The organism is Thiobacillus sp. 65-1402, assembly GCF_001897685.1.
Classification (GTDB): domain Bacteria; phylum Pseudomonadota; class Gammaproteobacteria; order Burkholderiales; family Thiobacillaceae; genus Thiobacillus.
This window is the reverse complement of record NZ_MKUG01000063.1, coordinates 1-26089: the sequence shown is the minus strand read 5'-3', so window position 1 is coordinate 26089 and position 26089 is coordinate 1. Positions and strand designations below refer to the sequence as shown.

27 protein-coding genes are annotated in these 26089 nt (G+C 60.6%); 25 read left to right on the top strand and 2 right to left on the bottom strand.

From position 1 onward, the window contains the following. The first annotated feature begins 62 nt into the window (after positions 1 to 62). The 25 genes from BGO62_RS05145 to galE all read left to right on the top strand — a co-directional run bounded on the left by BGO62_RS05145 (position 63) and on the right by galE (position 24600). Complete coding sequence (locus BGO62_RS05145; RefSeq protein WP_296639928.1) at positions 63 to 728, top strand: CAAX prenyl protease-related protein; 666 nt, start codon at positions 63 to 65, stop codon at positions 726 to 728. After that, entirely contained in the window at positions 725 to 1906 is a 1182-nt protein-coding gene (gene epsL, locus BGO62_RS05140; RefSeq protein ID WP_296639927.1) for an XrtB/PEP-CTERM-associated polysaccharide biosynthesis outer membrane protein EpsL, read from the top strand. Before BGO62_RS05145 ends, epsL begins: the two co-directional genes overlap by 4 nt. Before the next feature lie 380 nt (positions 1907 to 2286). After that, positions 2287 to 3051 (top strand): polysaccharide export protein EpsE, encoded by a 765-nt coding sequence (epsE, locus tag BGO62_RS05135; RefSeq protein ID WP_296639925.1) that lies wholly within the window; start codon positions 2287 to 2289, stop codon positions 3049 to 3051. Positions 3052 to 3062: 11 nt separating this feature from the next. Beyond that, entirely contained in the window at positions 3063 to 4451 is a 1389-nt protein-coding gene (gene epsF, locus BGO62_RS05130) for a chain length determinant protein EpsF (RefSeq protein ID WP_296639924.1), read from the top strand. A 34-nt stretch (positions 4452 to 4485) separates the two neighbouring features. Beyond that, positions 4486 to 5373, top strand: coding sequence for a chain length determinant protein tyrosine kinase EpsG (gene epsG / locus BGO62_RS05125; RefSeq protein WP_296639923.1), 888 nt, complete (start codon positions 4486 to 4488; stop codon positions 5371 to 5373). 4 nt (positions 5374 to 5377) lie between these two features. Further along, entirely contained in the window at positions 5378 to 6277 is a 900-nt protein-coding gene (gene xrtB / locus BGO62_RS05120; protein ID WP_296639922.1) for an exosortase B, read from the top strand. A gap of 15 nt (positions 6278 to 6292) precedes the next feature. Next, positions 6293 to 6985 carry an exosortase-associated protein EpsI, B-type gene (gene epsI, locus BGO62_RS05115; protein WP_296639920.1) on the top strand — a complete coding sequence of 231 codons (693 nt, stop codon included), beginning with the start codon at positions 6293 to 6295 and terminating at the stop codon, positions 6983 to 6985. A 49-nt stretch (positions 6986 to 7034) separates the two neighbouring features. Next, on the top strand, positions 7035 to 8120 hold the full coding sequence (gene gmd / locus BGO62_RS05110) for a GDP-mannose 4,6-dehydratase (protein WP_296639918.1): 1086 nt from the start codon (positions 7035 to 7037) through the stop codon (positions 8118 to 8120). A 44-nt stretch (positions 8121 to 8164) separates the two neighbouring features. Beyond that, positions 8165 to 8518, top strand: a complete 354-nt coding sequence (locus tag BGO62_RS05105) for a four helix bundle protein (protein ID WP_296639916.1) — start codon at positions 8165 to 8167, stop codon at positions 8516 to 8518. 282 nt (positions 8519 to 8800) lie between these two features. Then, on the top strand, positions 8801 to 9871 hold the full coding sequence (locus BGO62_RS05100; RefSeq protein WP_296639915.1) for a GDP-L-fucose synthase: 1071 nt from the start codon (positions 8801 to 8803) through the stop codon (positions 9869 to 9871). Between the two features lie 119 nt (positions 9872 to 9990). Next, positions 9991 to 11478, top strand: coding sequence for an O-antigen ligase family protein (locus BGO62_RS05095; RefSeq protein ID WP_296639914.1), 1488 nt, complete (start codon positions 9991 to 9993; stop codon positions 11476 to 11478). Then, on the top strand, positions 11475 to 12983 hold the full coding sequence (locus tag BGO62_RS05090) for an oligosaccharide flippase family protein (RefSeq protein ID WP_296639913.1): 1509 nt from the start codon (positions 11475 to 11477) through the stop codon (positions 12981 to 12983). Before BGO62_RS05095 ends, BGO62_RS05090 begins: the two co-directional genes overlap by 4 nt. A gap of 6 nt (positions 12984 to 12989) precedes the next feature. After that, complete coding sequence (locus BGO62_RS05085) at positions 12990 to 14183, top strand: glycosyltransferase family 4 protein (protein ID WP_296639912.1); 1194 nt, start codon at positions 12990 to 12992, stop codon at positions 14181 to 14183. Further along, on the top strand, positions 14180 to 14944 hold the full coding sequence (locus BGO62_RS05080; RefSeq protein WP_296639910.1) for a glycosyltransferase family 2 protein: 765 nt from the start codon (positions 14180 to 14182) through the stop codon (positions 14942 to 14944). Before BGO62_RS05085 ends, BGO62_RS05080 begins: the two co-directional genes overlap by 4 nt. Beyond that, positions 14941 to 16041: a glycosyltransferase gene (locus BGO62_RS05075; RefSeq protein ID WP_296639908.1), complete on the top strand. Its 1101-nt coding sequence runs from the start codon at positions 14941 to 14943 to the stop codon at positions 16039 to 16041. The genes BGO62_RS05080 and BGO62_RS05075 overlap by 4 nt, the downstream gene beginning before the upstream one ends. Further along, positions 16019 to 17929 carry a right-handed parallel beta-helix repeat-containing protein gene (locus BGO62_RS05070; RefSeq protein ID WP_296639906.1) on the top strand — a complete coding sequence of 637 codons (1911 nt, stop codon included), beginning with the start codon at positions 16019 to 16021 and terminating at the stop codon, positions 17927 to 17929. Before BGO62_RS05075 ends, BGO62_RS05070 begins: the two co-directional genes overlap by 23 nt. Next, positions 17926 to 19134 carry a glycosyltransferase family 4 protein gene (locus BGO62_RS05065; RefSeq protein ID WP_296639903.1) on the top strand — a complete coding sequence of 403 codons (1209 nt, stop codon included), beginning with the start codon at positions 17926 to 17928 and terminating at the stop codon, positions 19132 to 19134. Before BGO62_RS05070 ends, BGO62_RS05065 begins: the two co-directional genes overlap by 4 nt. Positions 19135 to 19164: 30 nt before the next feature. Beyond that, entirely contained in the window at positions 19165 to 19998 is an 834-nt protein-coding gene (locus BGO62_RS05060; protein ID WP_296639902.1) for a class I SAM-dependent methyltransferase, read from the top strand. A 42-nt stretch (positions 19999 to 20040) separates the two neighbouring features. Then, positions 20041 to 21189, top strand: coding sequence for a glycosyltransferase family 4 protein (locus tag BGO62_RS05055; RefSeq protein WP_296639900.1), 1149 nt, complete (start codon positions 20041 to 20043; stop codon positions 21187 to 21189). Positions 21190 to 21270: 81 nt separating this feature from the next. Beyond that, entirely contained in the window at positions 21271 to 22017 is a 747-nt protein-coding gene (locus tag BGO62_RS05050) for a WecB/TagA/CpsF family glycosyltransferase (RefSeq protein ID WP_296639898.1), read from the top strand. A 149-nt stretch (positions 22018 to 22166) separates the two neighbouring features. Further along, positions 22167 to 22388, top strand: coding sequence for an AbrB/MazE/SpoVT family DNA-binding domain-containing protein (locus tag BGO62_RS05045; protein ID WP_296639896.1), 222 nt, complete (start codon positions 22167 to 22169; stop codon positions 22386 to 22388). 5 nt (positions 22389 to 22393) lie between these two features. After that, a complete protein-coding gene (locus BGO62_RS05040) occupies positions 22394 to 22810 on the top strand; it encodes a type II toxin-antitoxin system VapC family toxin (RefSeq protein WP_296639895.1) in 417 nt (138 codons plus the stop codon). Between the two features lie 61 nt (positions 22811 to 22871). Then, positions 22872 to 23162, top strand: coding sequence for a nucleotidyltransferase family protein (locus BGO62_RS05035; protein ID WP_296639893.1), 291 nt, complete (start codon positions 22872 to 22874; stop codon positions 23160 to 23162). 163 nt (positions 23163 to 23325) lie between these two features. Further along, entirely contained in the window at positions 23326 to 23526 is a 201-nt protein-coding gene (locus BGO62_RS16360; protein ID WP_363923844.1) for a HepT-like ribonuclease domain-containing protein, read from the top strand. A 63-nt stretch (positions 23527 to 23589) separates the two neighbouring features. Further along, positions 23590 to 24600 (top strand): UDP-glucose 4-epimerase GalE, encoded by a 1011-nt coding sequence (galE, locus tag BGO62_RS05025; RefSeq protein WP_296639891.1) that lies wholly within the window; start codon positions 23590 to 23592, stop codon positions 24598 to 24600. A gap of 134 nt (positions 24601 to 24734) precedes the next feature. Here the strand turns inward: galE and BGO62_RS05020 are convergent, their stop codons facing one another. Both BGO62_RS05020 and BGO62_RS05015 read right to left on the bottom strand, forming a co-directional pair. After that, positions 24735 to 25337 carry a rhomboid family intramembrane serine protease gene (locus tag BGO62_RS05020; RefSeq protein WP_296639889.1) on the bottom strand — a complete coding sequence of 201 codons (603 nt, stop codon included), beginning with the start codon at positions 25335 to 25337 and terminating at the stop codon, positions 24735 to 24737. Positions 25338 to 25434: 97 nt separating this feature from the next. Continuing rightward, positions 25435 to 26089 (bottom strand): DHHA1 domain-containing protein (locus BGO62_RS05015; RefSeq protein WP_296639888.1); only part of this gene is annotated, 655 nt, incomplete at its 5' end.

Below are 26089 nucleotides of genomic sequence, written 5' to 3'. Positions count from 1 at the left end.
CGCGCTTTCACAGGCTCTTGCAACTTGTAACTTGCAACTTGTAACTCACCGGTCTCGCGTCCGTGCTGACGTCCCCCATCTTCGTTCGCAGCCTGCCGTTCGGGCTGTATATCGCCCTGCTTGCGCTGGAAGGCCTGCTGCCCGGCTGGGCGCCGGGCTTCGACGTGCGCTGGCTGTATCCGCTGAAGGCGGGGCTGGTGGCGCTGGCGCTGGCGGTGCTGTGGCGGCATTACGCCGAACTCAAAACCTGGGGCCTGTCGCTGCGACAGCTGCTGCTGTCGCTGGCGGTGGGCGTCGTGGTGCTGGTGCTGTGGGTCAATCTCGACGCCGGCTGGATGCTGATGGGCGAGGTGGGCGAGGGTTACAACCCCACCAGCGATGCGGGCGAGATCGACTGGCTGCTGGTGGCGTTCCGCATCGCCGGCGCCGCGCTGGTGGTGCCGCTGATGGAAGAACTGTTCTGGCGCTCGTTCCTGCAGCGCTGGGTGCAGCGGCCCGATTTCATGGCGCTCGACCCGGCGCAGATCGGCCTCAAGGCGCTGCTCATCGCCAGCGCGCTGTTTGCCGTCGAGCACCTGCAATGGTTCGCCGGCCTGGTCGCGGGCCTGGCCTACGGCTGGCTGTATATCCGCACCCGCAACCTGTGGGCGCCCATCGTCGCGCACGCCGTCACCAACGGCCTGCTGGGGGCCTATGTGGTGGCCACCGGGCAGTGGAGCTTCTGGTGAGGCGAGCGCTGCCGCTTGCCGGTTTGGTGCTGGCCGCATGGTCGGCCGTGCCGGCACTGGCGAAGGAGGGCGACACCTTGCGGCCGTTCGTGTCCTATGCGCGCTATTACGACAGCAATCTGTACCGCCTCGCCAAGAGCGAATATGCGTTGGTGCCGCAATTGTCCGACCAGTATGGCGTCCTGAGTGCCGGGCTGAACGTGGACTGGCAGCCGGGGCGCCAGCGCGTCGTCGCCAGCGCGGCCAAGAATCTGGTGCGGTTTTCCCGTTATTCCAACCTGGATTACGACGGCTCGGATTACAAGCTGCAATGGGACTGGCGGCTGGGCAACCGCTGGTCGGGGCAGATCGGCGCGACCGAAAGCGTGGTCCAGAGCAGCTTCAGCGATTTGGTCGGCCTGCTGATCAACAACCAGGTCACCCGTGAAAACAAGTTTGTCCAGGCCGACTGGCAGTTTCATCCCCGCTGGCATGCGGGGCTGGGCGCGGCAGCGGCCACCTCGAGTAACAGCACCGTGCAGCAGGCGACACTGGATTACGAAGATACGAGTGTTTCGGCCACACTCGGCTACACCACGCCCAAGGGCAGCAAGCTGCGCGGCCAGCTGCGCCAGGTGGACGGCAAATACCCCAACCGGCTGCCCGGCTTGTTTGTCGACCGCGCCTATACGCTGACCGAATACAACCTGCTGGGCGACTGGAGCGTGGGCGGCAAGCTGATCACGCGGGCAAAAATCGGTTATGTCCAGCGCGAGAACGATACCTTGTCGCAGCGCGACTTTTCCGGCCTGGCCGGGCGCGTGTCGGCGGATTATTTCCCCACCGGCAAAACCATGCTGACCTGGGCGGTCTATCGCGAGATCGCGAACTCGGACGATATCAACGCCAGCTACCAGCTGAATAGCGGAACCAGCCTGGGCGCGGCCTGGCTGATCACGTCGAAGGTCACCCTGCGCGCCAATGGCCGTTTCGAGAACCGCAGCTTTCAGGGCAACACCGGCTTTGGCGGCGTCCAGCGCGACGAAGACACGCTGAGCGGCTCGATCTCGCTGAGCTATGCGCCGGTGCGCATGGCGACGATCGATGTCGGCCTGCAGAGCGGGCGGCGGGATTCCAACATGGCTGTCAACGATTACACGTTTCAATCGGCGTTCGTCAGCGTGCGGGCCGACTTTTAAGGCGCCGGTTGGTTTGCCACCCCCGCGAGGGGGGCAATCGCAGGCAGCAGGCCCGCTCTTTGCGCAGCGGGTCGATGGATTTGTCGTGGTGGCCGCACGGCAATGGCCGCTGGGCACAGGTTTTGCTGACCTGGTTGACGCGAAGGCGGATGGGTGGTTTTGACCATGGACAGGGATAGAATGTCCGCCACCCGATGCCGGCCGGTTGCACGCCACCTGTTTGCAGCAAGCGGCGGACAGGCCGGCCGGGCGGAAGCAAAAGGCAAGCGGCCCAGCGGGTTGCTTGCACATAAATAATTCGGACAGAAGAGCGGACGGCCTTTGCAGCCGCCGCCGATTGGAGAGAAGCGATGAGGAGATGGTGGCGCAGTGTTTGGGTGATGTGTGCGTTGCTGGCGGCGGCGCCGGCATGGAGCGCGGATAACGATTACCGCATGGGCACCGGCGACGTGCTGCGCATCACGGTGTACGGCCAGCCCGATCTCGCCACCGAGGCGCGCGTGGGCGAAAACGGCAGCATCACCTTCCCGTTGATCGGCGACGTCAAGCTGGCCGGCATCACCCCCGCGCGGGGCGAAACCGAGATCGCGCAGCGCCTCAGCAAGGGCGGCTTCATCCTCGAACCCTTCGTCACCCTCAACGTGGTGCAATACCGCAGCCAGCAGATCTCGGTGCTGGGGCGGGTCAACCGGCCCGGCAAGTACACGCTGGAAAAAGTCAGCCGCATCTCCGATGCGCTGGCGCTGGCCGGCGGCATCATCATCGACGGCTCGGATACCGTCACCCTGGTGCGCACCCGCGACGGCAAGCCCGAATACCGCGACATCGACGTCGTTGCCCTGTTCCGGCCGGGCGGCGAAGCCAGCAACGAACTGGTGCAGGACGGCGACATCGTCAACGTGGCGCGCCAGCCGATGTTCTACATCTACGGCGAAGTGCAGCGTCCCGGCGCGTTCCGCCTGGAGCAGAACATGAGCGTGGTGCAGGCGCTGTCGATGGGCGGCGGGGTGACCCAGCGCGGCACCCAGAAGGGCATCAGGATCCTGCGCCGCGACGCCGGCGGGACGATGCAGCAGCTGGATGCCCAACTGGCCGATCCGGTAAAAAAGGACGACGTGATCTACGTCAAGGAAAGCCTGTTCTAAGGGACGCCGCCATGAATTTCACCCAATTCCTGCTGATCCTGAATGCGCGCAAGTGGATCATCCTCGGCACGCTGCTGTTCACCGTTGCAGTCACTGCGGCAGTGAGTCTATTGCTGCCCAAGGAATACACGGCGACCGCCACGCTGATCATCGATTCCAAGAGCAAGGATCCGTTCACCGGCCAGTTGCTGCCGTCGCAGATGTTCCCCGGCTACATGGCCACGCAGATCGACGTCATCAAAAGCAGCCAGGTGGCGAACAAGGTGGTGAGCGGACTGAAGCTGGCGGACAGCCCCGGCACCCGCGAGCAGTTTGCCGAAGCCGCCCGGGGCGAGGGCAGCATCGAACAGTGGCTGGGCGACCTGCTGCTGCAGAAGCTGAACGTCGAGCCCTCGCGCGAATCCAGCATCATTTCCATCGGCTTTACGGGATCGGACCCACGCTTTGCCGCCATCGTGGCCAACGCTTTCGCCAAGTCCTATATCGAAACCAGCCTCGACCTGCGCCTGGCGCCGGCCAGGCAAACCGCGGCCTGGTTCGACCAGCAGATCACCCAGCTGCGCCAGAACCTCGACCAGGCACAGCAGAAGCTCACCGCCTACCAGCGTGAAAAGGGCATCGTCGAATCCGAGGAGCGGCTCGACGTCGAAACCCGCCGCATGGCCGACCTGGCCGGGCAGATGGTGGCGGCGCAATCGGCGTCGTTCGACGCCAGTTCGCGCACGCGCGACAGCGCCAGCCTGCCGGAAGTCATCAACAACCCGGTGGTGCAGAACCTCAAGGCGCAAGTGGCGCAGGGCGAAGGCAAGCTGGCCGAACTGGCCAATCGGGTGGGCGCCAACCATCCCGATTTCATCCGCCTGCAGGCCGAGGTGAGCAGCTACAAGGCCAAGCTCGCCCATGAGCTCAGCACCGCCACCCGCGGCGTCGGCGCCATCGCGGGCGCCGCGCGCCAGCGCTTCGGCGAACTCTCCGGCGCGTTCGAACGGCAAAAGGCCAAGGTGCTGGCACTGAAGCAGCAGCGCGAAGAAGCCGCCCTGCTGGCGCGCGATCTGGAAAACGCCCAGCGCATCTACGATTCGGCCCTGCAGCGTTATGGCCAGAGCCGCATGGAAGCGCAGTCCACGCAGACCGACATTGCCGTATTGAATCCCGCGGTCGCGCCCACCCAGCCGTCCAAACCGCGCGTGATCCTGAACGTGCTGCTGTCGCTGTTCCTCGGCACCCTGCTGGGCGTGGGCGTCGGCTTCCTGGTCGAACTGCTGGATCGGCGCGTGCGCTCCGGGCAGGACATCGCCGCCGGACTGGAGATTCCGGTGCTGGCCGAGGTTTCGAAAAACCGCCGCATGCTCGAAACCCTGCGCCGCCTGTTTGCCCGCAATCGCCCCGCGATGGCCTGAGCGATCGTACCCACACCGCTAAGTCGAGGTTCATATGAATTCACTCACAAGCACCAGCGAGCAGGATCGCATCACCGAGGCGGTCACCGGCATTCGCGCCGACGCCCACATCGGCAAGCTGCTGCAGGATGCCGGCAAGCTCAAGCCGCAGGACATGGAGCGCGTGCTCCAACTGCAACAGAAGGAAAATCTGCGCTTCGGCGAAGCCGCGCAAAAGCTCGGCCTGGTCAGCGAGGCCGACATTCGGCAGGCCTTGTCGCACCAGTTCGAATACCCCACCATTCCCGCCGCCGAGGCCAGCCTCAGTCCCGAACTGACCGCCGCCACCGCGCCCTACAGCAAGGAGGCGGAGGCGCTGCGCACGGTGCGTTCCGAACTGCTGCTGCGCTGGTTCAAGGATGGCCGCAAGACGCTGGCGATCGGCAGCGCGCGCGCGGACGAAGGCGCGAGCTACCTGGCCGCCAACCTGGCGGTGCTATTTGCGCAGATGGGGCGCAAGGTTTTGCTGATCGACGCCAACATGCGGCAGCCGCGCCAGCACGACATCTTCAATCTGGGCAACGGCATGGGGCTGTCCGACATCCTGGCCGAGCGCGTGCCCTCGCTGCAGGTGCACACCATCAAGCCGTTCCAGACGCTGTCCGTGCTGTCGGCCGGTTCGCCGCCGCCCAACCCGGCCGAACTGCTGGCACGGCCGGCGTTCGGCGCCCTGCTGTCGGGGTTGGAAACCAGCTACGACATCGTCCTGGTCGACACCGCGCCGGCGCAGCTCAGCTCGGATTTCCAGCTGGTCGCAGCGCGCGTCGGCGGCATGCTCGTCGCCACCCGCCGCAACGTCAGCCGCCTCAGCCCGCTGGCCGAGCTGAAGGAAAAGGTCACCCTCTCCGGCGCGCAGGTCGTGGGCGCCGTCGTCCTGGATTGAACGCATGAACACGCTTGCTCCGCGCGCCTCCGTTCTCGACGCCCTGGCGCCCCTCAAGACCTGGTGGCCGATCGTCCTCGGCCTGCTGGTGCTGTATGTGCCGACCTACTGGGTGCTCGCGCACGGTCTGTGGAACTCGGACGACCATGCCCACGGCCCCATCGTGCTGGTGGTCGCCCTGTATCTGGTCTGGCAGCAGCGCGCCGTGTTCATGCGCGACGCCAGCGCCGTGCCCACGCGCGGGGAGGCCGCAACCGGCTGGACGCTGCTGATCCTCGGCTTGCTGGCTTATGCGTTGGGGCGCTCGCAGGATATCCTGCTGTTTGAAATCGGCTCGCAGATACCGGTCATTCTTGGCGCGTTGCTTATCACGCTGGGCATGCGCGCCGCGCGCGCCCTGTGGTTCGCGCTGTTCTTCCTGCTGTTCATGATTCCGCTGCCGGGATTCGTGGTGGATGCCGCCACCGGCCCGCTCAAGCAATACATTTCGGTGATCGCCGAACAGGTGCTGTATGCAGCCGGCTACCCCATCGCGCGCAGCGGCGTCATGCTCACCGTCGGGCAATACCAGCTGCTGGTGGCCGATGCCTGCTCCGGCCTGCACTCGATGTTCAGCCTGTCGGCCATGGGCCTGTTGTACCTGTACCTGATGCAGCGCACCAGCGTCGCGCGCAATCTCGTCATCATGGCGGCGATTCTGCCGATTGCGTTTGCCGCCAACATCGTGCGCGTCATGGTGCTGGTGCTGGTGACCTATCACCTGGGAGACGAGGCGGGGCAGGGCTTCCTGCATGGCTTCGCCGGTATCATGCTGTTCGTTATCGGCCTGCTGTTTTTATTCGTGCTGGACTGGATATTGGGCTTCATCTTCCCCGACCGCCCGCGTGCCCGGGCGCAAGGCTGATTCGTGGAGACAAGGATGAAACTCATCAGCCTCAAACACCTGTTTGTCGGTCTGTGCATGCTGGCCGCGGCAGGCATGGCGCTCGCGCTCAAACCGACAGTCAAAGTGGCGGACAGCGGCCCCAGGATCGACCTCGAAACCCTGATACCCAAGCAGTTCGGCGACTGGGAAATCGACCAAACCATCGTTCCGCTGATTGCCAACCCCGAGCAGGAAGCGCTCATCAACAAGATCTACAACCAGACCCTCACGCGCACCTACGTCAATCCGCGCAACGAACGCATCATGCTGTCCATCGCCTACGGCGGCGACCAGAGCGACAACATGGCGGTGCATAAACCCGAGGTCTGCTATCCCGCGCAGGGATTCCAGATATTGAAAAACGCGATCGGAACGTTTTCGACCGGAACCGGAGATATTCCGGTCAAGCGCCTGGTTGCCACCCACGGGCAGCGCATCGAACCGATCACGTATTGGACAACCGTTGGCGATACCGTTGCCGTCAATGGCCTGAAATGGAAGCTGCAGCAATTAAAATACGGTCTCACCGGGAAAATTCCGGATGGCTTGCTGTTCAGGATTTCGAGCATCCAGGCAGACGATGCCAAGGCTTACCAAACGCAGGACATGTTTGCCCGCGATCTGCTCAAGGCGATGTCGCCGAGCGGTCGCGAACGCATCATCGGCAACCCCGGCCCGGCCGGTTGATCGACCTGCACCCTTATCCAACCACTGGCTTCATTGCAACGGAAACACCATGACCAAAAAAGCACTCATCACCGGCGTCACCGGCCAGGACGGCGCCTACCTTGCCGAATTCCTGCTGGGCAAGGGCTACGAAGTGCACGGCATCAAGCGCCGCACCTCGCTGTTCAACACCGACCGCATCGACCATCTGTATCAGGACCCGCACGAGACCGGCCGCCGCTTCATCCTGCACCACGGCGACCTCACCGATTCGTCCAGCCTGATCCGCATCATCCAGCAGGTGCAGCCCGACGAAATCTACAACCTCGCCGCGCAGAGCCACGTCGCCGTCTCGTTCGAGGAGCCCGAATACACCGCCAACTCCGACGCGCTGGGCGCGCTGCGCATACTGGAGGCCATCCGCATCCTCGGCCTGGAAAAGAAAACCTGCTTCTACCAGGCGAGCACCAGCGAACTCTACGGCCTGGTGCAGGAAATCCCGCAGAAGGAAACCACCCCCTTCTACCCGCGCAGCCCCTACGCGGTGGCCAAGCTGTATGCCTACTGGATCACCGTCAACTACCGCGAGGCCTACGGCATGTATGCCTGCAACGGCATCCTGTTCAACCACGAAAGCCCGATCCGCGGCGAAACCTTCGTCACCCGCAAGATCACCCGCGCGCTGGCCAGAATCAAGTTGGGCCTGCAGGATTGCCTGTTCCTCGGCAACATGGACGCCAAGCGCGACTGGGGCCACGCCAAGGACTACGTCGAAATGCAGTGGCTGATGCTGCAGCAGGACCAGCCCGAGGACTTCGTCATCGCCACCGGCGTGCAGTACTCGGTCAGGGACTTCGTCAACGCCGCCGCCAAGGAGCTTGGAATGGACATCCGCTGGGAAGGCCAGGGCGTCGACGAGAAGGGCTTTGATGCCCACGGCAAATGCATCGTCGCCGTCGACCCGCGCTACTTCCGTCCCACCGAAGTCGAAACCCTGCTCGGCGACCCCAGCAAGGCCAAGAGCAAGCTCGGCTGGACGCCGAAGATCAGCTTCGACGAACTCGTCGCCGAGATGGTGCGCGAAGACCTGAAGGCGGCCGAGCGCGACGAGCTGGTGAAGAAGCACGGCTACAAGGCCATGGATTATCACGAGTAGAAAAGCAGCTACAAGGGGCAAGTTACAAGTTTCAAGGAAGGAACGTGGCCCGGTTTGAGGATCTGGCAGTTTGGAAGCGGTCAGCACGGCTGAGTGCTGATCTTTATAAATCGCTCAGAGACCTCAAGGATTTTGGGTTTCGTGATCAGATTACGCGGGCTGGGTTGTCGATTCCTTCAAATATTGCTGAAGGTTATGAGCGTGAGTCAGCAAAGGAAACGCCCAACTTCTTGAACTATGCAAAGGGTTCAGCAGGTGAGTTACGAACTCAATTGTATATAGGAATGGATATCGGTTACATCGAACGCGAAGTGGGCATGGCATGGATCAAGGAAGCGGAAGAAATTTCCCGCATGCTTCATGGTTTGATGCAGACGATACGAACGCAAAAGACATGAGTGGCAAGTTGCAAGCTGCAAGTTACTAGGGAAGTGCCTGGACCTGCAACTACTGCAATGTAGTAAGACCCAGGTGGTCACAACTCGTGACCACCTGGCTGGAATGAACTGGCAACCGATGATGCCTTCGGAGCGCCGGATGGTTTTGAGATCACGAACTGTGACTTCAATTTGGATGCAAAAGACATGAGTAGCATGTGTCAGGTCACAGGTTCCAAGTCTCTCCTTGAAACTTGCACCTTGGGACTTGTAACTTGAGACTTGTAACTTGGATCTTGAATCTTGAATCTTGAATCTAAAATCTACATCGCGGGGCATCGTGGTCTTGTCGGTTCCAGCCTCATGCGCAACCTGCGCGCCAAGGGCTACACGAACTTCCTGACGCGTACCCACGCCGAACTCGACCTCACCGACCAGGCCGCCGTCGAAGCCTTCTTCGAGCAGGAAAAACCCGACTACGTCTTCCTCGCCGCGGCCAAGGTCGGCGGCATCCACGCCAACAACAGCTATCCCGCCGAGTTCATCCGCGACAACCTCGCGATCCAGACCAACATCATCCACGCCGCGTACAAGAACGATGTGAAGCGCCTACTGTTCCTCGGCTCCAGCTGCATCTACCCCCGGCTCGCTCCGCAGCCGATGAAGGAAGAGCACCTGCTGACCAGCGAGCTGGAACCGACCAACCGGCCTTATGCCCTGGCCAAGATCGCCGGCATCGAAATGTGCTGGGCCTACAACCGGCAGTACCGGACCCAGTACCTGGCCGTGATGCCCACCAACCTCTACGGCCCTGGCGACAACTACAACCTGATGAACTCGCACGTGATCCCAGCCATGATCCGCAAGTTTCATCTGGCCAAACTCGCCGCCGAGCGCAACTGGGCCGCCATCGAGCAGGACGAAGCCAAGAACGGCCCCATCCCGCAGGACCTCAAGGACCGCCTCCTTGCAACGTGCAACTTGCAACTTGAACCTGCTGTTTCGGTGTGGGGCACCGGCACGCCGAAACGCGAATTCCTCTACAGCGACGACATGGCCGACGCCTGCGTCTACCTGATGAACCTGCCGGACGACAAGTTCGTTCCGCTCTTGGGGCAGGACCGCAACGACGGCCTGGCACCGCTGGTCAACATCGGCGTCGGTCACGACCTCAGCATCCGCGAGCTGGCCGAAACCGTGGCGGCGACGGTGGGCTACCAGGGCAAGCTCGAATTCGATGCCAGCAAGCCGGATGGCACGCCGAGGAAACTGATGGATGTGGGGCGGCTGAATGCCATGGGGTGGGAGGCGAAGACGGGGATGCGGAGCGGGCTGGAATCGGCTTATCGGGATTTCTTGTCAACCCAGGGTTGAACATGAAGACCTATCTGAGGGAGATCAATCTGCGCCCTGTGCAGATAGAAACCAGTAGACAAGCTACGTGCTGCTCCCTTGGCGCTTTGGTTGAGATCGAATAGACAGCAGCAGGCGTGATGAACTCCATCCTCCCTTATCTGTTTGGTTATGGCATTCCGTTCGGAATCGTCATTGCCATGGCGATAATCTCGATCCTGGCATTGGGCCTTTTTATTGCGTATCCCAAGTACGGCGCATTGCCCTTTTTTGCCGTGATTCTGATATTTGTAAACACCGCCTACGGGCTTCAAGCCGAAGACGCCGGTGGCTTCAGCGTATATACCAAAGGTGGACGTTACCTGCCTTTCCCCATCATTCAGTTTTATCTGTATGGATTGCTCCTGGCCACGTGGTTAGGCAATCAGTTCAGTGGATTTCGCCCGCTCCGGCAATCGGGTGGGGTATGGATGTTGTTGTTCGTGGCGATGTTTGCCGGGCACTATGCAGTGGGCTTGTTTGAAGGCGAGCATTGGATGCTTCTGCTTTCCCAACGCGGATTACTCAACGTCATTCACATGATGATGGTGATCTATATCACCGTCACAGTACTCAGGGACGAAAAGGATCTGGCTGGCCTGACCAAGGTCTTTCTTGCCATTGCCGTTTACCACGCCTTGTTCGGGCTTGGACGCTTCCTCCTGTTCGGCGGCGATCCGCAGAATGCCTATGAAAATTTCGGCAATCTGAAAATCAAGATCACATATTGGGACATTAACGAAGGACTCATCGCCACCATCGCAGCTTTTTATTTTGCGTGGCGATTGACGCACGAGTGGAAAAAGTTGAGCACGGGCGTCAAATGGTTGTTTCTGGCGTGTCTGACTGTCGAGCTTCTGGTCATCGTTTTTTCCTATCGCCGCTCGAATTGGTTCGGTTTGGTGCTGGCAGGGGCATTCTTCCTGTATTGGCAGCCGCCGAGCCGGCGCTGGGTTTTTCTCATGCTCGGTGGCGCAGTCGTGTTGCCGTCCTTGCTGGCAGTCGGTACGTATCGTGCACAGGAAACCTTGAACCGAGCCGACCTGACGTTTATCGAGCGTATCGCTCCGGATTCGGCAAAAGCAAAAAGCCTCACTGACAAAGAGAGCCGTTTTTTCGAGTTGTACACAGCCTTCCTGACGGTAAAGGAAAAACCCATCTTCGGGGTGGGTACGTGGGGGTCGTTCAAGGTGGGGATGAGCGATCACATAGTCTTGCTCTATCACAAAGGCCGCTATGATTTTGTCCATTCTGGCTTCGGTCATGTGTTACTCAAATCGGGCCTGCTGGGGCTGGTGATTTTTACTGGAATGCTTGTGGCGCTTTGGCGCTATGCCACTCGGATGCGGCGCTGGATTCCGCAGGACCGGCTGGCAATTTTCGAGAGCTTCCGGGCGGGATTTGTTTTTTTAATCCCGACATTGCTGATCGGTACGCCGATTCCCGAATTCCGGACCATGATCTGGCTCGGACTGGTTCTGGCGGTGCCATTGGCGATAGCCAAAATGGATGCTGTTCGCGAACAGGCCGAGCGGCTGTCGGGGGCTGATAAGTCGACCCCCGCCAATGTGCTTTCGGCGCAGCAATGAAATTCGAGACCCTGCGCAACGGCCTGGCCAACTTCATGGGCGGCGTGTTGCCTGCGCTGGTTACGCTTTTTACTACACCGTTCATCGTCAACGCACTGGGCGATTCCAGCTACGGCGTGCTGACCTTGATCACCGCCATCGTCGGCTACTTCGCGTTTCTCGATCTCAACGTCACGGCCGGTTCGGTCAAATACGTAGCCGAGCATCATGCCACCGGTAACGTACCGCGGCGCAATCAAACGCTCACCAGCGGCATTGCGTTGTATCTGATCATCGGCCTGGCTGGCTGTGGTCTGGTGTTGCTGTTCACCGATACCCTGCTGGATCGCGTGTTTGCCATACCCGCAAACCTCAGGAGCGAGGCAGGGCAGGCACTTACTCTTGCGGCTTTTGGATTTCTGTTCGGCCAGTTACAGATTTATCTCAACAGCGTGCCGCAATCGATACGTCGCTACGACCAGTCTGCGCTGCTTGAATCGATATTTGGCGTGATTACCCCGCTGGCCACGGTACTGACCTTGTGGCTGGGCTATGGACTGGTCGAAGTTGTCGCAGTCAGGGTGCTTGTCAGCGTGGCGAACAATGCGGTACTGGTGGGAGTCATTCACCGCTTGCTGCCGGATTTCGTGCTGGTGAAACCCGATCGGCAGACGCTGGTTGTGCTGGGGAAGTTCAGCGGTTTTGCCTATCTCAGCCGTTTGGCTACGGTGGCCTATGCACAGGGCGACAAACTCATACTGGGCGTGCTTACCAGCATGAGCGCACTCACGCATTACGCTGTGCCTTTCATGCTCGTGAACCGGGTGTTCGCCTTGAGCTACCGTCTCGGCGGGGTGCTGTTTCCCGTAGCCAGCGCCTTGGCGGCCAACCAGGAGATTGAGCGCCTGCGCGAACTGTATTTGTATGCCGCGCGCTATGTGTTCTTCATCAATGTAAGCCTGACGCTGATGCTGGCAACGCTTGCCCACGAGATACTGCTCTACTGGATCGGCCCCTCGCTTGCGGCAAGCGGCGCTGCCGTGCTGGTGCTCATTGCCTTTGCATCGCTGATCGACTCCCTCACAAACGCCCCTTCTCTCGTCAATGATGGAATGGGGCAGCCGCACATCACGGGCAGCTTCGCTGTCAGCCGCGCCGGCTTGGGCGTGGCATTGACATTTTTATTGGTGCATGAACTTGGGATGATAGGGGCCGCCTGGGCACAACTCGTCACATCCGCGCTGATGGCGGCTCTGTTTCTTACCTATGTACATGGTCGCAGCGTGCCGGTGTCGCTTCGGGATTATTCACGTGTGGTCGTTGCACCGAGCCTACCCATCCTGGCAATAGCGATGGGCATGGTCTTCACGCGCCTTGGCGGCCCGCCACTGTCCATGACGCAGACATTTCTTGTGCTGATGTCACAAGGGCTGGCGCTGGGCGTCTATGCCATGGTTTTCATTTTCCGCCGCACCGACCGGCTTGCGCTGCTTGCGCGCTTGCGGATGCCTCGCCACGGAGTTTGATCGCGCATGAAGATTCTCCTGGTCAGCGAAGATATTCCGGCACAGCATCTCGGCGGACTGGGCAAGCATGTCGTACGGCTGGGCAATGCCCTGATTCAGGCCGGTCATCAGGTAACGCTGATGGGTACCCGGCAGCACGACTATGAGTCCTGCCGCGCGGAGGTCGGGTTCGATGGCCCGTTTGTCGCCGGTTTCAGTTTGGCTGGAATGGGCTGGAAGGAAGCTGCGCTGGGCACATTCATTCCATACAAGCGTTCGGTCATCGCCGGCCGAATTGCCCGGGCGATCCTGGCTCATGCCAGCAATTACGACGTGGTTCATTACCATGGCCATTACCCCATGGTCGGCCGCTTGATCCCGGAATCCGTCAATTTCGTGCAGACCCGGCATGACCAGGGCAGCGAATGCCTGACGCACGTCCGTTTCAGGGATGGCGCGGTTTGCGATAGCAACAACCCGCAGGATTGCGCGTCATGTGCCTTGAATGCCAAGCCGGGAGCTTGGCGCAGACAGCTTGCCGCCATGGCGGTCAGGCAATACCGCACACACACCGCCGAGGCGTTTGCCGAGCACAAAACCGTGTTTGTATCGGACTTTCTGCGCCGGGCGTTTTTGCGCAGAGTGCCTGATGCGGAGGGGCGCAAATATCACGTCCTGCATAACTTTATCGACACGCGTATCCTGCCGGCTCCGCAACCTGGAGATCCGGCGCATATTCTTTTCGTCGGGCGCATCGACGCAGCCAAAGGGGTGATGCCCCTGCTGGACGCCTTGCGGGCCACCGGCGACAGCCGCTACCGTGTCGATGTGATCGGTGATGGGCCGGATCGCGCGGCGTGCGAGCGCCGCCATGCCAGCCCGCAGGTGCAATTCCACGGCTGGAAACTGCAGGCCGATGCGCTCGCCGAGACAGCGCGCGCCGGACGCATCGTCGTCCCGTCGATTTGGGAAGAACCATGCGGAACCACGATCCTGGAAGGGCTGGCGCTCGGCAAATCTGTCCATGCCCTGGCGCGAGGGGGCACACCGGAACTGAAGTGCTATGAACGCTGGACAGGGCAGCTGCATCTCTACGCGGATATGGCCGCCCTGGCACGCGGCCTGCTGCAACCGGCGGGCTCCGCTGTTCGCATGAATGAACCTTTCGGTGCCGATGTCCAGATCCTGCTGCCGGCGTTGTTGCGGATTTACAGCCTGTGAATAGGCCCTTCTTTTCCCTTATCACGGTGTGCTTCAATGCCGAGCGCAGCATTGCGAACACGCTTCGATCCGCGCGCGAACAGACCTGCCGCGATTTCGAGAACGTGGTGGTGGATGGCGCCTCCACCGACGGCACGCTGGACGTGGTGCGGGCGTTCGGCGACCTACCTCTGGCCATCACGAGCGAGCCTGACCAAGGCATCTACGATGCGATGAACAAAGCGATCGCCCGCTCGCAGGGCGAAGTGCTGTATTTCCTGAATGCCGATGATCGCCTGCATGACCCCGATGTGCTGGAGCGTGTGCGGCAGGTCTTCGCGTCGAATCCGGAAGTCGACCTGGTATGGGGCAATGTCGTGTACGAGCGGCCAGACGGTACTTGCGAGACACGGCGTTTCCGGCACATTCACCCTGGAAATCTGGTTTTTCTCGATCTGAATCACCAGGGGGCTTTTGCGCGCCGGAGCCTGTTCGAGCGCATCGGGGTATTCAACACGGCTTTCCGCATCAATGCCGACTACGACTGGTTTCTGCGTGTACTGGGTTCCGGGGCGCGGTGGCGTTATGTGGACATCGAAATTGCCCGCTTTCATACCGGCGGGACGCATGCGCGCAATGTTGAGAAGCTGCGGACAGAGCGTCACACCGTTCGCATGCAATACATCCATCCGTTCAAGTACCGGATCGGGGCGCTGGGGTACAACCTTGCTCACAAGACGCGCCGGCTTGGGCGGATACTCAGCGGCAAGGAAAAGCTGTGAGTGATCCGGTCGTGCTGGTATCGCATGGCTTCCAGCCAAGCTATGAAAAGGCTTTTGCCAATGGGCTGGCGCGGAATGGTCTGGCTGTCTCGGTCATCACATCCGACCGCTCGCTGGCTGCGGCATTTGAACCAGGCGTACGGGCGATTCCATTGCGCGGGTCGCAGGACCCGAACCGGTCGCGCTTGCAGAAAACCCGTCGGCTGATCGCCTACACCGCCAGCCTGTATGCCTTTTTGCTTCAAAGCCGCTCTCGAACGCTGCACCTGATGGGGGTTTTCATCACCGCGAGCGTACCCCTTGGGTGGCTGGAAATGCTCGGGTATCGCCTGTTGAGTCGTCGCCTGCTGCTGACCGTACACAATCTGCTGCCGCACGACCGGCACACCCGGTTGAACCGGATCATCCTCCAGCGTATCTACCGGATGCCGGACACGCTCGTCGTCCACACGAAGAAAATGCGAGACGCCTTGATCGAGGAATGGCATATCCCCGCAGACCGTATCGTGCAGATGGAACATGGCGTCGACGATCTGCCAATCAAGACCGAAGCCTGGCAAGCCGATGTGCAAGGGCGATTGAGGCTGCTGATGTTTGGCTCGGTATCGCGCTACAAAGGAATCGATATTGCGCTGGAGGCATTGCGGGATTTCCCGGATTTTCCGGTTTCCCTCGTGATTGCCGGTGAGTGTCGCGACCCCGATCTTGCGGATGAACTGAATCGCCTGATCGAGCATATTCCCGCCATGCATGCGGTCGAATGGCGGCGGGGATTCATTCCCGAGCCGGAGGTTCAGGCCTGCTTCGAACGCGCCGACGCTGTCCTGCTTCCCTATCGTCATATCGATCAAAGCGGGGTGTTGCTTACCGCTTACCGTTTCGGCATCCCCGTCCTGGCATTCGATGTCGGATCGTTTGCAGACTACGTCACCCCTGAAACAGGGGTGGTCGTGACAGAACGCACCCCTGCTGGGCTGCGAGCCGGATTCCGGCACATGAAAGACCGTCTGCCTGAACTCCAGCGTGAAAAGATCAGGACAGCCGCGCGTCGCTATCTGTGGGAGGAGACGGTTCGTGTCCTGCTGCCGCATTACTGATCTTGCCTGGCTGACTGCAGTCATGTTCCTTGCCATCGGGGCGCAGGCAGGCGCTGCGGATTACTACGTCGATGCTGAACAGGGCAATGATGAATATCCCGGTACGCAGGCCGTGGCGGGTGACGGAGCCGGTCCATGGCGTACGCTCGCCCGGGCCGCTGCCGCAAGCATTCAGCCCGGCGACCGGATTCTGCTGAAATGCGGCGCCGTCTGGGGAGAAGCCGCCGTCCTGAAATTGAAAGGTACCGCGGAGGCCCCGATTACCATTGCCGGCTACGGTGACTGCGAAAACAAGCGGCCCTTGCTCAGGCCGATGTCGTCTGCTTTGCAGGCCGAATCCTTTCGCGCTGAATCAGTAGGATGGTCTGCACCGCTTGCCTTGCCGCCCGGCATGGTGTTTTCGCCGGAAGCTGTTCTCCCCCGTGCACGCTACCCGGCACAGGGCTGGCTCCGCTTGAAATCAGAAGGCGGCATCGTGCGGATTACGCCAGCTGACTTGCCTGTTGCAGCCGCGACCCTTGCCGGTTCGGACTGGATCGTGCGTACCAATGATTACACCGTGGAGGCCCGACGCCTCTATGGCCTCGGCCCGCAAGGCGAGGCGAATATTGCCAAGCCATTCGCGTTTCAACCGGCGGGCGGGGCAGGCTACTACCTGGAAGGGCAGCCCTGGATGCTGGGCAGCAGCGAGGGATGGGCGTATGACCCGGCTGGCAAGCGGCTGCACGTCCGGCACCGTCCATCTGAAACGATAGGCGTCAATGCGAGTTCGGCGGCCCTCACGCTGGTGCAGCCCGAACACGTGCGCATCCATGGGCTCGCGATACGCTTTGTGGCGGGCGTGGGCGTGGACATATCGGGCGGCCGCGACGTCGAGTTGCACGATCTGGATGTTGCCGATGTCGGAGTGGCTTTCGTGCGAGCGCGAGACACCGACGACATTCGGGTGACGAAACTCGCTGCCCGACGATCGCAGCAGGATGGGATAACGATATTTGGGGGTTCCGGTGCCCGGGTGACGGAAAGCCTGATTGAAGACGTGGGCGTGTCGGATAACCTGCGAAAAAGCATTGCAGCAATTCAGGTCGATTCCTCCAACGATGCCGAGGTTGCGCGTAACCGCATCGCTCGTGCCGGCTATGCAGCCATCATGTTCGGTAAAAATTCCGTGGTGGAGGCGAATGTCATCACGCAAACCTGTTTGAAATTGGCCGATTGCGGTGCAATCTACACTTCGGGGGCAAACAAGAAATATGGACATTACGCATCGCGCGTAAGCGGGAATCTGATCAGCGATGTGCCGGGCGATCTGAGTGGCGCATTGAGCAAAATTGCATTGACGGCTGGCATCTATCTCGATGATGAATCCCGGGGCATCGAGGTTGCCGACAACTTTGTCGAGAAGGCGCAGCGTGGGATATTCAGCAAGGCAGCCGCATCGATAATCACGGGAAACACCTTGTACGACAATGTCTATGGGGTAATGCTTTATCGAACGGGCGCGCATGGCGAGGGGGGCAATGCGACTGAGGTGCGCGCTAATTACATCGTCAGCAGACCTGGTCAGATGCCATTCCTTGTTAGCGCAGAGGCCCATGGCCGGCCAGTTACGCTAGCCGGCAATCAGGTGCGGCACATGCCCGATTCCCAAAATTCACAAGTATGGCGAGGTAGTGCCAAACAAGCTGCTCCCACGATAGGCAATGCCGGTACAGTGGACCTTGCGTTCTCGCTAACGAACACAACCACTATTCCATTGAGTCGGGTTTGCCCCTTGCCCAAGGCGGATTGCTCTCGTCTGCGGCTGCCTGATGGATCGATGGTTGATTGGCTCATTGAGTTAGCCCCGGGTGAAGCGGTCGTATTGACCGCTGCGAAGCAGCCATGAAAATCCTGCTCAGCGCTTTCGCCTTTGCGCCCCATCTCGGCAGCGAGTATGGCGTGGGCTGGCGCTGGGCGGCTGAAATGGGGAGGCACCACGAGGTGACAGTGGTGACGGATCTGACACGCCGTGAGCTGGTGGAAACCGGCGTGAAGTTGCCACCCAACGTTCGAGTCGTTTATTTCAGACCATTCTGGTTGCGCGCGGTGCCACTTAATTCGATAACCGCTTCCTTGCTCTACACGTTGTGGCAGTTTGGCTTGCTAGGGTTTGCCCGTCGTCTGCATCGAGATCGCAGGTTTGATCTGGCGATCCACATTACATACAGCGTATTCCGTCATCCGTCATTTTTGGGTTACCTGGGGATTCCTTTTATTTTTGGCCCAGTAGGTGGCGGCGAGGATGCACCATTGGTGCTCAAACAATCCATACACGGCCGTGAAAAGCTCAAGGAGCTGATGCGCTCATTGCTAAACAAGCTGGCCTTGTTCGACCCATTCCTGTGGTTGGCCTATTCGCGTGCAACCCTGATTCTCGTATCCACAGAACAGACACGCCGGGCATTGCCTTGGGTTTTCCGTAAGCGAGCCGTTGTCTATTCAAATCTGGGTGTGGACGCTGTTCCGGATGTCAAGCCAAGTCAGCGCAAAGCAGATGAGCCACTGCGTATTCTGTTTGCAGGACGTTTGCTTGGCTGGAAGGGGGTCCACTTTGCAATTCGCGCATTGGCGGAAGCGCGAAGGTATGGCGTAGATGTTGAGTTGACAATCGTGGGGCGCGGTCCGTATGAACCTGTGTTGAGGCAACTGGCTGCGTCTTTAGGAATTGAGCAATCCATTCATTGGCTTGGGCATAGGCCTCAATCTGAGCTGTTTGCTCTTTATCGTTCCATGCATGCGTTTATTTTTCCAAGTCTTCATGACTCGGGCGGCACAGTCGTTCTCGAAGCGCAAGCCAATGGTTTACCGGTGGTATGTCTGGATTTAGGGGGGCCGGCAACGCTGGTGACGTCGATGACGGCGATTGTGGTGCCAACACGAAAAAAAAGTGAAGAAGATGTGGTACGGCGTTTGGCTGATGCCTTGGTGGAACTGGCCGGAAATGAAGACCGAAGGAGATTAATGGCACAGGCTGCGATAAAGCATGTTGGTGCAACTATGACCTGGGACAATCGGGTTGAGCGCGCACTTCAACTAGCAAAATTTCATTAAAAAAGAATAGTTTTTTGGGGGGCGTCTCATATGGAAAACGTTGTTTGCTACAACTGCGGCAGTGCTAGCAGAACAGCCTTTGCGCAAGAAAATGATTTCTCGCTGACGAAGTGTTCCGAATGCGGTTTGCTTTACGTCAACCCAAGGCCGAATACCGAAGAAATCGAGCAAGCCCATAAGCTTGGCCAACATCGTGGCGCCGAACTGATTCAGACCACGGGTTATTACGATTTCAGCAAAGTGTCTTCATACACGCAAACACTCAAGGAAATGTTCGGCGATGGGTCGGTCTTGAAAGGTAAGCGATGGCTCGACATCGGGTGTGGCTATGGCGAATTCCTGGAGGCGCTCAATAAATTTTCCGCGAATGGCGTAATCGCCAGAGGCGTGGAGCCTAATGTAAAAAAAGCAGCGATGGCAAGGAAGAATGGGCTGAATGTCGACTACTTCGATTTGTCAGGGCATCGGGAAAAGTACGATTACATTTCGATGCTCAATGTGTACTCGCATTTGCCGGACCCGCCCGCCATCATCGGGGAGTGGAAGAAATTGCTTATGCCGGGCGGGCGGCTGATCCTGGAAACCGGGGATACATCCGATCTCACCAGCGAGTTGCATCCAAAGCCTTTCTACTTGCCAGACCATTTGAGCTTTGCATCCGAAAAGATCGTCACGAACATCCTGCAACGGGCTGGCTTCGACATACTAGGGGTTTACAAGTATGCGGAGGTTAGAGAGACCCCCATGGCCATTTTCCGAGAAGCCTTGAAGGCGCTGATTCCCGGCAAGCGATCCAAATTGTGGCGGCTCATAAAAGGCGATCTGAAACAGATAGACATGTATGTACATGCAAGGCTCAAATGACTGTTAGTTCCCTATGTGCACAATTACTTGAGCGGAGACGCCATGGCACGTAGAAAAGCCGCCATCTTCCAGTACCGTTTGCTGCATTACCGGCTTGGCCTGTTCGAGCGCCTGCGTGCAGCCTGTGCCGCACGCGAAATCGACCTGCATCTGGTGCACGGCCAGGCCTCCCGTCGAGAGGCTCCCAAGAAGGACGAGGGTTCGCTACCCTGGGCGCACAGGGTGAAAAACCGCTTCTGGGAAGTCGGCACGCGCGATTGGGTGTGGCAGCCTTTCCCGGCCGATCTGCGCGATGCCGACCTGGTGGTGGTGATGCAGGAAAACCGCATCCTCTCGAATTACCCTTTGCTGCTGAGTCGCTTGTGGTCGCCGCGCCGGGTGGCGTACTGGGGACATGGGGTGAATTTCCAGAGCGATGCGCCGGCCGGGCTGCGCGAGAAGTGGAAGCAGATGATGTTGGCGCGGGTGGACTGGTGGTTTGCCTATACGGAGATGACGGCGGAGATCGTTCGCAGCGCGGGTTATCCGGGTGAACGCATTACCTGCCTGGACAACGCGATCGACAACGAGGCGTTCGAGCGCGACCTGGCGAGTGTGACGGATGCGCAGCTGCAGGCGATGCGCGTGGAGATCGATGCGCCGGAGGGGGCGCCGGTGGGGCTGTTCTGCGGTTCGCTTTATCCCGACAAGCGGCTGGACTACATGATCGCGGCGGCGGATCGCATTCAGGCGGTGCTGCCGGCGTTTCGCCTGGTGGTGATAGGCGACGGCCCCAGCACAGGCGAGGTACGCACGGCGATTGAATCGCGGCCGTGGCTGAAGTGGCTGGGGGTGCGCAAGGGTGTGGAGAAGGCGGCCTGGTTCAGGCTGGCCGATGCGGTGATCAACCCCGGAGCGGTGGGGCTGCATGTTCTGGATTCATTTTGCTCGGGCACGCCGATGATGACGACCGCGGAATCCCGGCATGGTCCGGAGATCGCCTATCTGAAGGACGGGGTGAATGGGCTGGTGGTGCGTGGCGAGGCGGCGCGGTATGCGGATGCGGTGATTGCGCTTTTCAACGACCGGGCGAGGCTGGATGCGATCAAGCGGGCTGCGTTGGATGATGCCCGACATTACACGCTGGACAACATGGTGGAACGGTTTGCGGACGGGATCGAGCGGTGCGTGGCGATGCCTAAGAAGCAGTAGCAAGATTCAAGAAACAAGTTTCAAGGTGAGGTGTGCAGTGGCCTTGCGCCTTGATTGACGGTATGCGCGAAGGGGAGAGGATTGGATCATCGGATTACGGGTTCGGTACTCGGCGCACACATCGACGCCCTGTCGTGGGACGCCGCGATGGCCCGACTGCTCGGCTGGGCGCATGCGCGCGAAAGCCGCTATGTGACGATCTGCAATGTGCACGTGGTGGTGAGCGCGTCGCGCGATGCGGCGTATCGCGACATCATCAACGGCTCGGACATGGCGACGCCGGACGGTGCGCCGGTGGCGTGGATGCTGCGCCGCCAGGGATTTGCCGGGCAGCCGCGCATCAGCGGGCCGGATCTGATGTGGGCGCTGTGCGAGCGGGCGGCAGCGGAAAGCCTACCCGTCTATTGCTACGGCAGCAGCGAAGCGACGCTGGCGCTGCTGGGGCGACGCGTGCGGCAGGCGTTTCCGGAATTGCGCATCACGATGGAGTCGCCGCCGTTCCGTGCGCTGACGCCGGAGGAGGACGCGGCGGCGGTGGAGCGGATCAATGCCAGCGGTGCGGGCATCGTGTTCGTCGGCCTGGGCTGCCCCAAGCAGGAGCGCTGGATGGCGGCGCATCGCGGCAGGGTCAATGCGGTGATGATTGGGGTGGGTGCGGCCTTCGATTTCCACGCCGGCACGGTGCAGCGGGCGCCGGCCTGGATGCGCGACAACGGGCTGGAGTGGCTGCACCGTCTGCTTTCCGAGCCGGGGCGGCTGTGGAAGCGCTATCTGGTGACGAATACGCTGTTCATCGTGGGTGCGGCGCGGCAATTGCTGGGGAAGTGAGGTTCAAGATTCAAGTTGCAAGGAGCAAGGGGCAAGGGGCAAGGGGCAAGGGGCAAGGGTGGGTTCGTTGATTGACACGCTGTCAGGCAAAGCATAGGCTTTGGCATATGCCAACTATGTAGGGGGCGCTGATGAACACTGGAAGACATGTGCGTTTCTTTCGCAATGGGCGAAACCAGGCGATCCGCATCCCGCGCGAATTTGAGCTGGATGCCGACGAGGCGATCATTCGTCGTGAAGACGATCGTCTGGTGATCGAGCCGATTCGGAAAAAGGGGCTGCTGGCCACGTTGTCGACCCTGTGCGCGCTGGATGAGGAGTTCCCCGATATCGACAAGGGAATGTTGCCCTTGGACGACGCGGAACTTTGAGTCGAATGCCGCTTTATCTGCTGGACACGAACATTCTGTCGGACCTGGTGCGGAATCCGCAGGGCCGGATTGCGACTTGCATTGTGCAAGTGGGAGAGAAGTCGGTTTGCACGTCCATGATCGTTGCAAGCGAGTTGCGCTTCGGGGCCGCCAAACGAAATGCGACGAAGCTTACCGCGCAAGTGGACGCCATCCTTGCAGCGCTGGAGGTTCGCCCATTCGACATCCCCGCCGATCGCGAATACGCGAAGCTGCGTTTTCATCTTGAACAGGCCGGCACGCCGATCGGGCCGAACGATATGTTGATCGCCGCGCACGCTCTGGCCACCGAGTCGGTCCTTGTGACTGCAAACACCGGTGAGTTTTCCCGGGTTCCGAGGCTTGCGGTTGAGAACTGGTTTGAGGCGATGCCGAAGACGTAGAGTCAAATTGCAAGATTCAAGGAACAGGATTCAAGATGCAAATTAATTTAGGGAGAAGGCCTTGAAACCATCCGCCGCTCTTGAACTCAAGCGGTCTGCCGTGCGCGAGGCTGCAAGCCGCTTTCGCACTGCGAATCCGCGCATCTTCGGTTCTGTTCTTCACGGCACCGATCAGGACGGAAGCGATCTCGATCTGTTGGTGGATGCGTTGCCGGGAGCAACGCTGTTCGACCTTGGTGGCTTGCAGGTTGAATTGGAGGAATTGCTTGGCGTATCAGTCGATGTGCTGACGCTGGGCGATTTGCCGCCCAGGTTCCGCGATCTGGTGCTTGCCGAGGCCGTGCCGGTATGAGCGAGAGCCGGCTTCCCGATTATCTTGATCATATGCGACAAGCAGCCGTAGACGCATGCAGCTTTATGATGGTCTGGACAAGGAAGCTTTCCTGGCCGACAGGCGTACCCAAAATGCGGTTGTCATGAGTCTGGTGGTGATAGGCTAGGCCGCAACGAAAGTGATGGATACATACCCCGGGTTTGCCGACCGTCACCCGGACGTGCCTTGGCGCAGCATGCGTGGAATGCGTAATCGCATAGCGCATGGCTATTTCGAAATCAACCTCGATGTGGTGTGGGATACCGTAAAAGTAGCCTTGCCGAAGCTGCTTGAACGCCTGCGAGTTGTTCGTGAAAGCACAGATGTTCCTGCAAGCAAGTGAGATTTGACGGAAGCCTGGTTCCCGTTCGGTTGTCGATCATCAAATTAACCAAAGGACTTTGAATTGAGGGTGCTATTGACTGGCGGCGCCGGCTACATCGGCTCGCATACGGCGGTGGAATGCCTGGCGGCGGGGCACGCGGTGGTGGTGTTCGACAACCTGTCGAACAGCAGCGTGAAATCGCTCGATCGCGTGGCGCAGATCGCGGGCAAGCAGGTGGATTTCGTGCACGGCGACATTCGCGACCGTGCGGCGCTGCGCGCCCTGTTCGCCCGCCATGCGATCGACGCGGTGGTGCATTTCGCCGGACTCAAGGCGGTGGGCGAGTCGGTGGACAAGCCGCTCTTGTATTACGACAACAACATCGCGGGCAGCATCGCGCTGTTCGAGACGATGGCCGAGTCGGGGGTGAAGTCGGTGGTGTTCTCGTCGTCCGCCACGGTGTACGGCGATCCTGCGACGGTGCCGATCACCGAGGATTTTCCGCTGTCGGCGACCAACCCCTACGGCCGCTCCAAGCTTTTCATCGAGCAGATGCTGCGCGACATCGCGCTGGCGGACGAGAGCTGGAATATCGCGCTGCTGCGCTATTTCAACCCGGTGGGGGCGCACGAGTCGGGGCTGATCGGCGAAGACCCGCGCGGCATCCCCAACAACCTGATGCCCTACGTGGCGCAGGTGGCGGTGGGCCGGCGCCCGCACCTCAACGTGTTCGGCGGCGACTACCCGACCCCCGACGGCACCGGGGTGCGCGACTACATCCACGTGGTCGACCTGGCGCGCGGGCATGTGGCGGCGCTGAACAGGCTGCAGGCGCTGGGCGGGGTGCGGACCTGGAACCTCGGCACCGGGCGCGGCGTTTCCGTGCTCGACATGGTGCGCGCGTTCGAGGCGGCCAGCGGGAAAAAGGTGCCGTATGCAATCGTCGACCGCCGCCCCGGCGACGTCGCGCAATGCTGGGCCGACCCGTCGCGCGCCGCGCACGACCTGGGCTGGCGCGCGGTGTACGACCTGCCGCGGATGTGCGCGGACGCCTGGCGCTGGCAGTCGGGCAACCCGGACGGCTACGCCTGAAAGGCAGATTCAAGATTCAAGTTACAAGTTACAAGTTACAAGTTACAAGTTACAAGTTACAAGTTACAAGGGGGTCGTGGCCGGGCATAAAGCCGCTCGCTCTCCTTGAACCTTGTAACTTGCAACTTGAATCTTTAAGGCGAAGGCCGCCTGCCGAACACCCCGCGCCCGCGGAAGTACTGCACGCTGAGCCAGCCGCCGAACAGTCCGCCCAGGTGGGCGAAGTGGGCGACGCCGGCGGTGGTGTTGGTGATCCCCAGGAACAGTTCGACGGCGCCGTAGCCGAGCACGAAGGTGCGCGCGGGGATGCGGATGAAGGGCAGGAAAATGATGACGATGACGCGGTTGGGGAAATACATCGCATAAGCCAGCAGCAGGCCGAACACGCCGCCGGAGGCGCCGATGACGGGTCCGCTGGCGTGCAGGAAATAGCCGCTGACGGCGATCTGCGTCATCGCGGCGACGACCACGCTGACCAGATAGGTCAGCAGGTAGCGCAGGTCGCTCCAGCGTCGTTCCAGCGCGGCGCCGAACATCCAGATGGCGACCATGTTGAGTCCCAGGTGCAGCAGCGAGCCGTGCAGGAAGCTGTAGGTGACCAGCTGCCAGACGTGGAACGCGCCGCCCGACCCCGGCGGCCAGAGTCCGAAGACGCGGACGATGTCCGGCCCGGTGGCGACCGCCAGCGCGTAGACCGAGACGTTCAGCAGGATGAGGGCGAGGGTGATCGGCGGCATGCAAGGCAGTTTCAGGGTTCAAGATGCAAGGTACAAGATTCCGGGGCGCGCGGGCAAACGCGGGTCTTGAATCCTGTCTCCTGGATCTTGAGGCCGCTCAAGCTGGCTCCCAGTGCTGCAGCTTCAGCTGCAGCGAGCACTGGCCATTGAATGCGTTGGGCATCAGCGCGTAGACGGCGCGGATGCGTTCCGGCAGTGGATCGGGGTGGAAGAAGTGCATCGCCTCGAACTGTTCGCCTGCGCGCGCCAGCCTGAGCTTCAGGTGCTTCTCGCCGACGACGCGCTGCGCCGTGACGTCGAAAGTGGCGGTGAACAGCGGGGCGGGGAAGCCCTGTCCCCAGACTGCGTGGTCGAGCTCGACGGCGAGTTCGTAGCGGTGCTCGGCGGGCTCCAGTTCGCCGTCGGTCTCGATCCTGCCTTCCAGATCACCCGGATCGAGCAGTTCGCGCACCACGGCCTCGAAGGCTGCGCTGAATTCCGCGTGGCGACCGGCGGGGAGGCTGAGGCCGGCTGCCATGGCGTGGCCGCCGAACTTGACTATCAGGCCGGGATGGCGCTTGTCGATCAGGTCGAGCGCGTCGCGCAGGTGCAGGCCGGGGATGGAGCGCCCGGAGCCCTTGAGTTCGCCGCTGTCGCTGGATGCGAATACGACAGTGGGGCGGTGGAACTTGTCCTTCAGGCGCGATGCCAGGATGCCGATCACGCCGACGTGCCAGTCGGGCTGATACGCGGTGAGGCTGTGGCTGTCGTCG

What these genes read in the sequence shown, in the direction of transcription:
- epsE (WP_296639925.1), top strand. Translation starts at nt 2,287, where the DNA reads ATGTGTGCGTTGCTGGCGGCGGCGCCGGCATGGAGCGCGGATAACGAT.
- epsF (WP_296639924.1), top strand. Translation starts at nt 3,063, where the DNA reads ATGAATTTCACCCAATTCCTGCTGATCCTGAATGCGCGCAAGTGGATC.
- epsG (WP_296639923.1), top strand. Translation starts at nt 4,486, where the DNA reads ATGAATTCACTCACAAGCACCAGCGAGCAGGATCGCATCACCGAGGCG.
- xrtB (WP_296639922.1), top strand. Translation starts at nt 5,378, where the DNA reads ATGAACACGCTTGCTCCGCGCGCCTCCGTTCTCGACGCCCTGGCGCCC.
- epsI (WP_296639920.1), top strand. Translation starts at nt 6,293, where the DNA reads ATGAAACTCATCAGCCTCAAACACCTGTTTGTCGGTCTGTGCATGCTG.
- gmd (WP_296639918.1), top strand. Translation starts at nt 7,035, where the DNA reads ATGACCAAAAAAGCACTCATCACCGGCGTCACCGGCCAGGACGGCGCC.
- BGO62_RS05095 (WP_296639914.1), top strand. Translation starts at nt 9,991, where the DNA reads ATGAACTCCATCCTCCCTTATCTGTTTGGTTATGGCATTCCGTTCGGA.
- BGO62_RS05090 (WP_296639913.1), top strand. Translation starts at nt 11,475, where the DNA reads ATGAAATTCGAGACCCTGCGCAACGGCCTGGCCAACTTCATGGGCGGC.
- BGO62_RS05085 (WP_296639912.1), top strand. Translation starts at nt 12,990, where the DNA reads ATGAAGATTCTCCTGGTCAGCGAAGATATTCCGGCACAGCATCTCGGC.
- BGO62_RS05065 (WP_296639903.1), top strand. Translation starts at nt 17,926, where the DNA reads ATGAAAATCCTGCTCAGCGCTTTCGCCTTTGCGCCCCATCTCGGCAGC.
- BGO62_RS05060 (WP_296639902.1), top strand. Translation starts at nt 19,165, where the DNA reads ATGGAAAACGTTGTTTGCTACAACTGCGGCAGTGCTAGCAGAACAGCC.
- BGO62_RS05055 (WP_296639900.1), top strand. Translation starts at nt 20,041, where the DNA reads ATGGCACGTAGAAAAGCCGCCATCTTCCAGTACCGTTTGCTGCATTAC.
- BGO62_RS05040 (WP_296639895.1), top strand. Translation starts at nt 22,394, where the DNA reads ATGCCGCTTTATCTGCTGGACACGAACATTCTGTCGGACCTGGTGCGG.
- BGO62_RS16360 (WP_363923844.1), top strand. Translation starts at nt 23,326, where the DNA reads ATGGATACATACCCCGGGTTTGCCGACCGTCACCCGGACGTGCCTTGG.
- BGO62_RS05020 (WP_296639889.1), bottom strand. Translation starts at nt 25,337, where the DNA reads ATGCCGCCGATCACCCTCGCCCTCATCCTGCTGAACGTCTCGGTCTAC.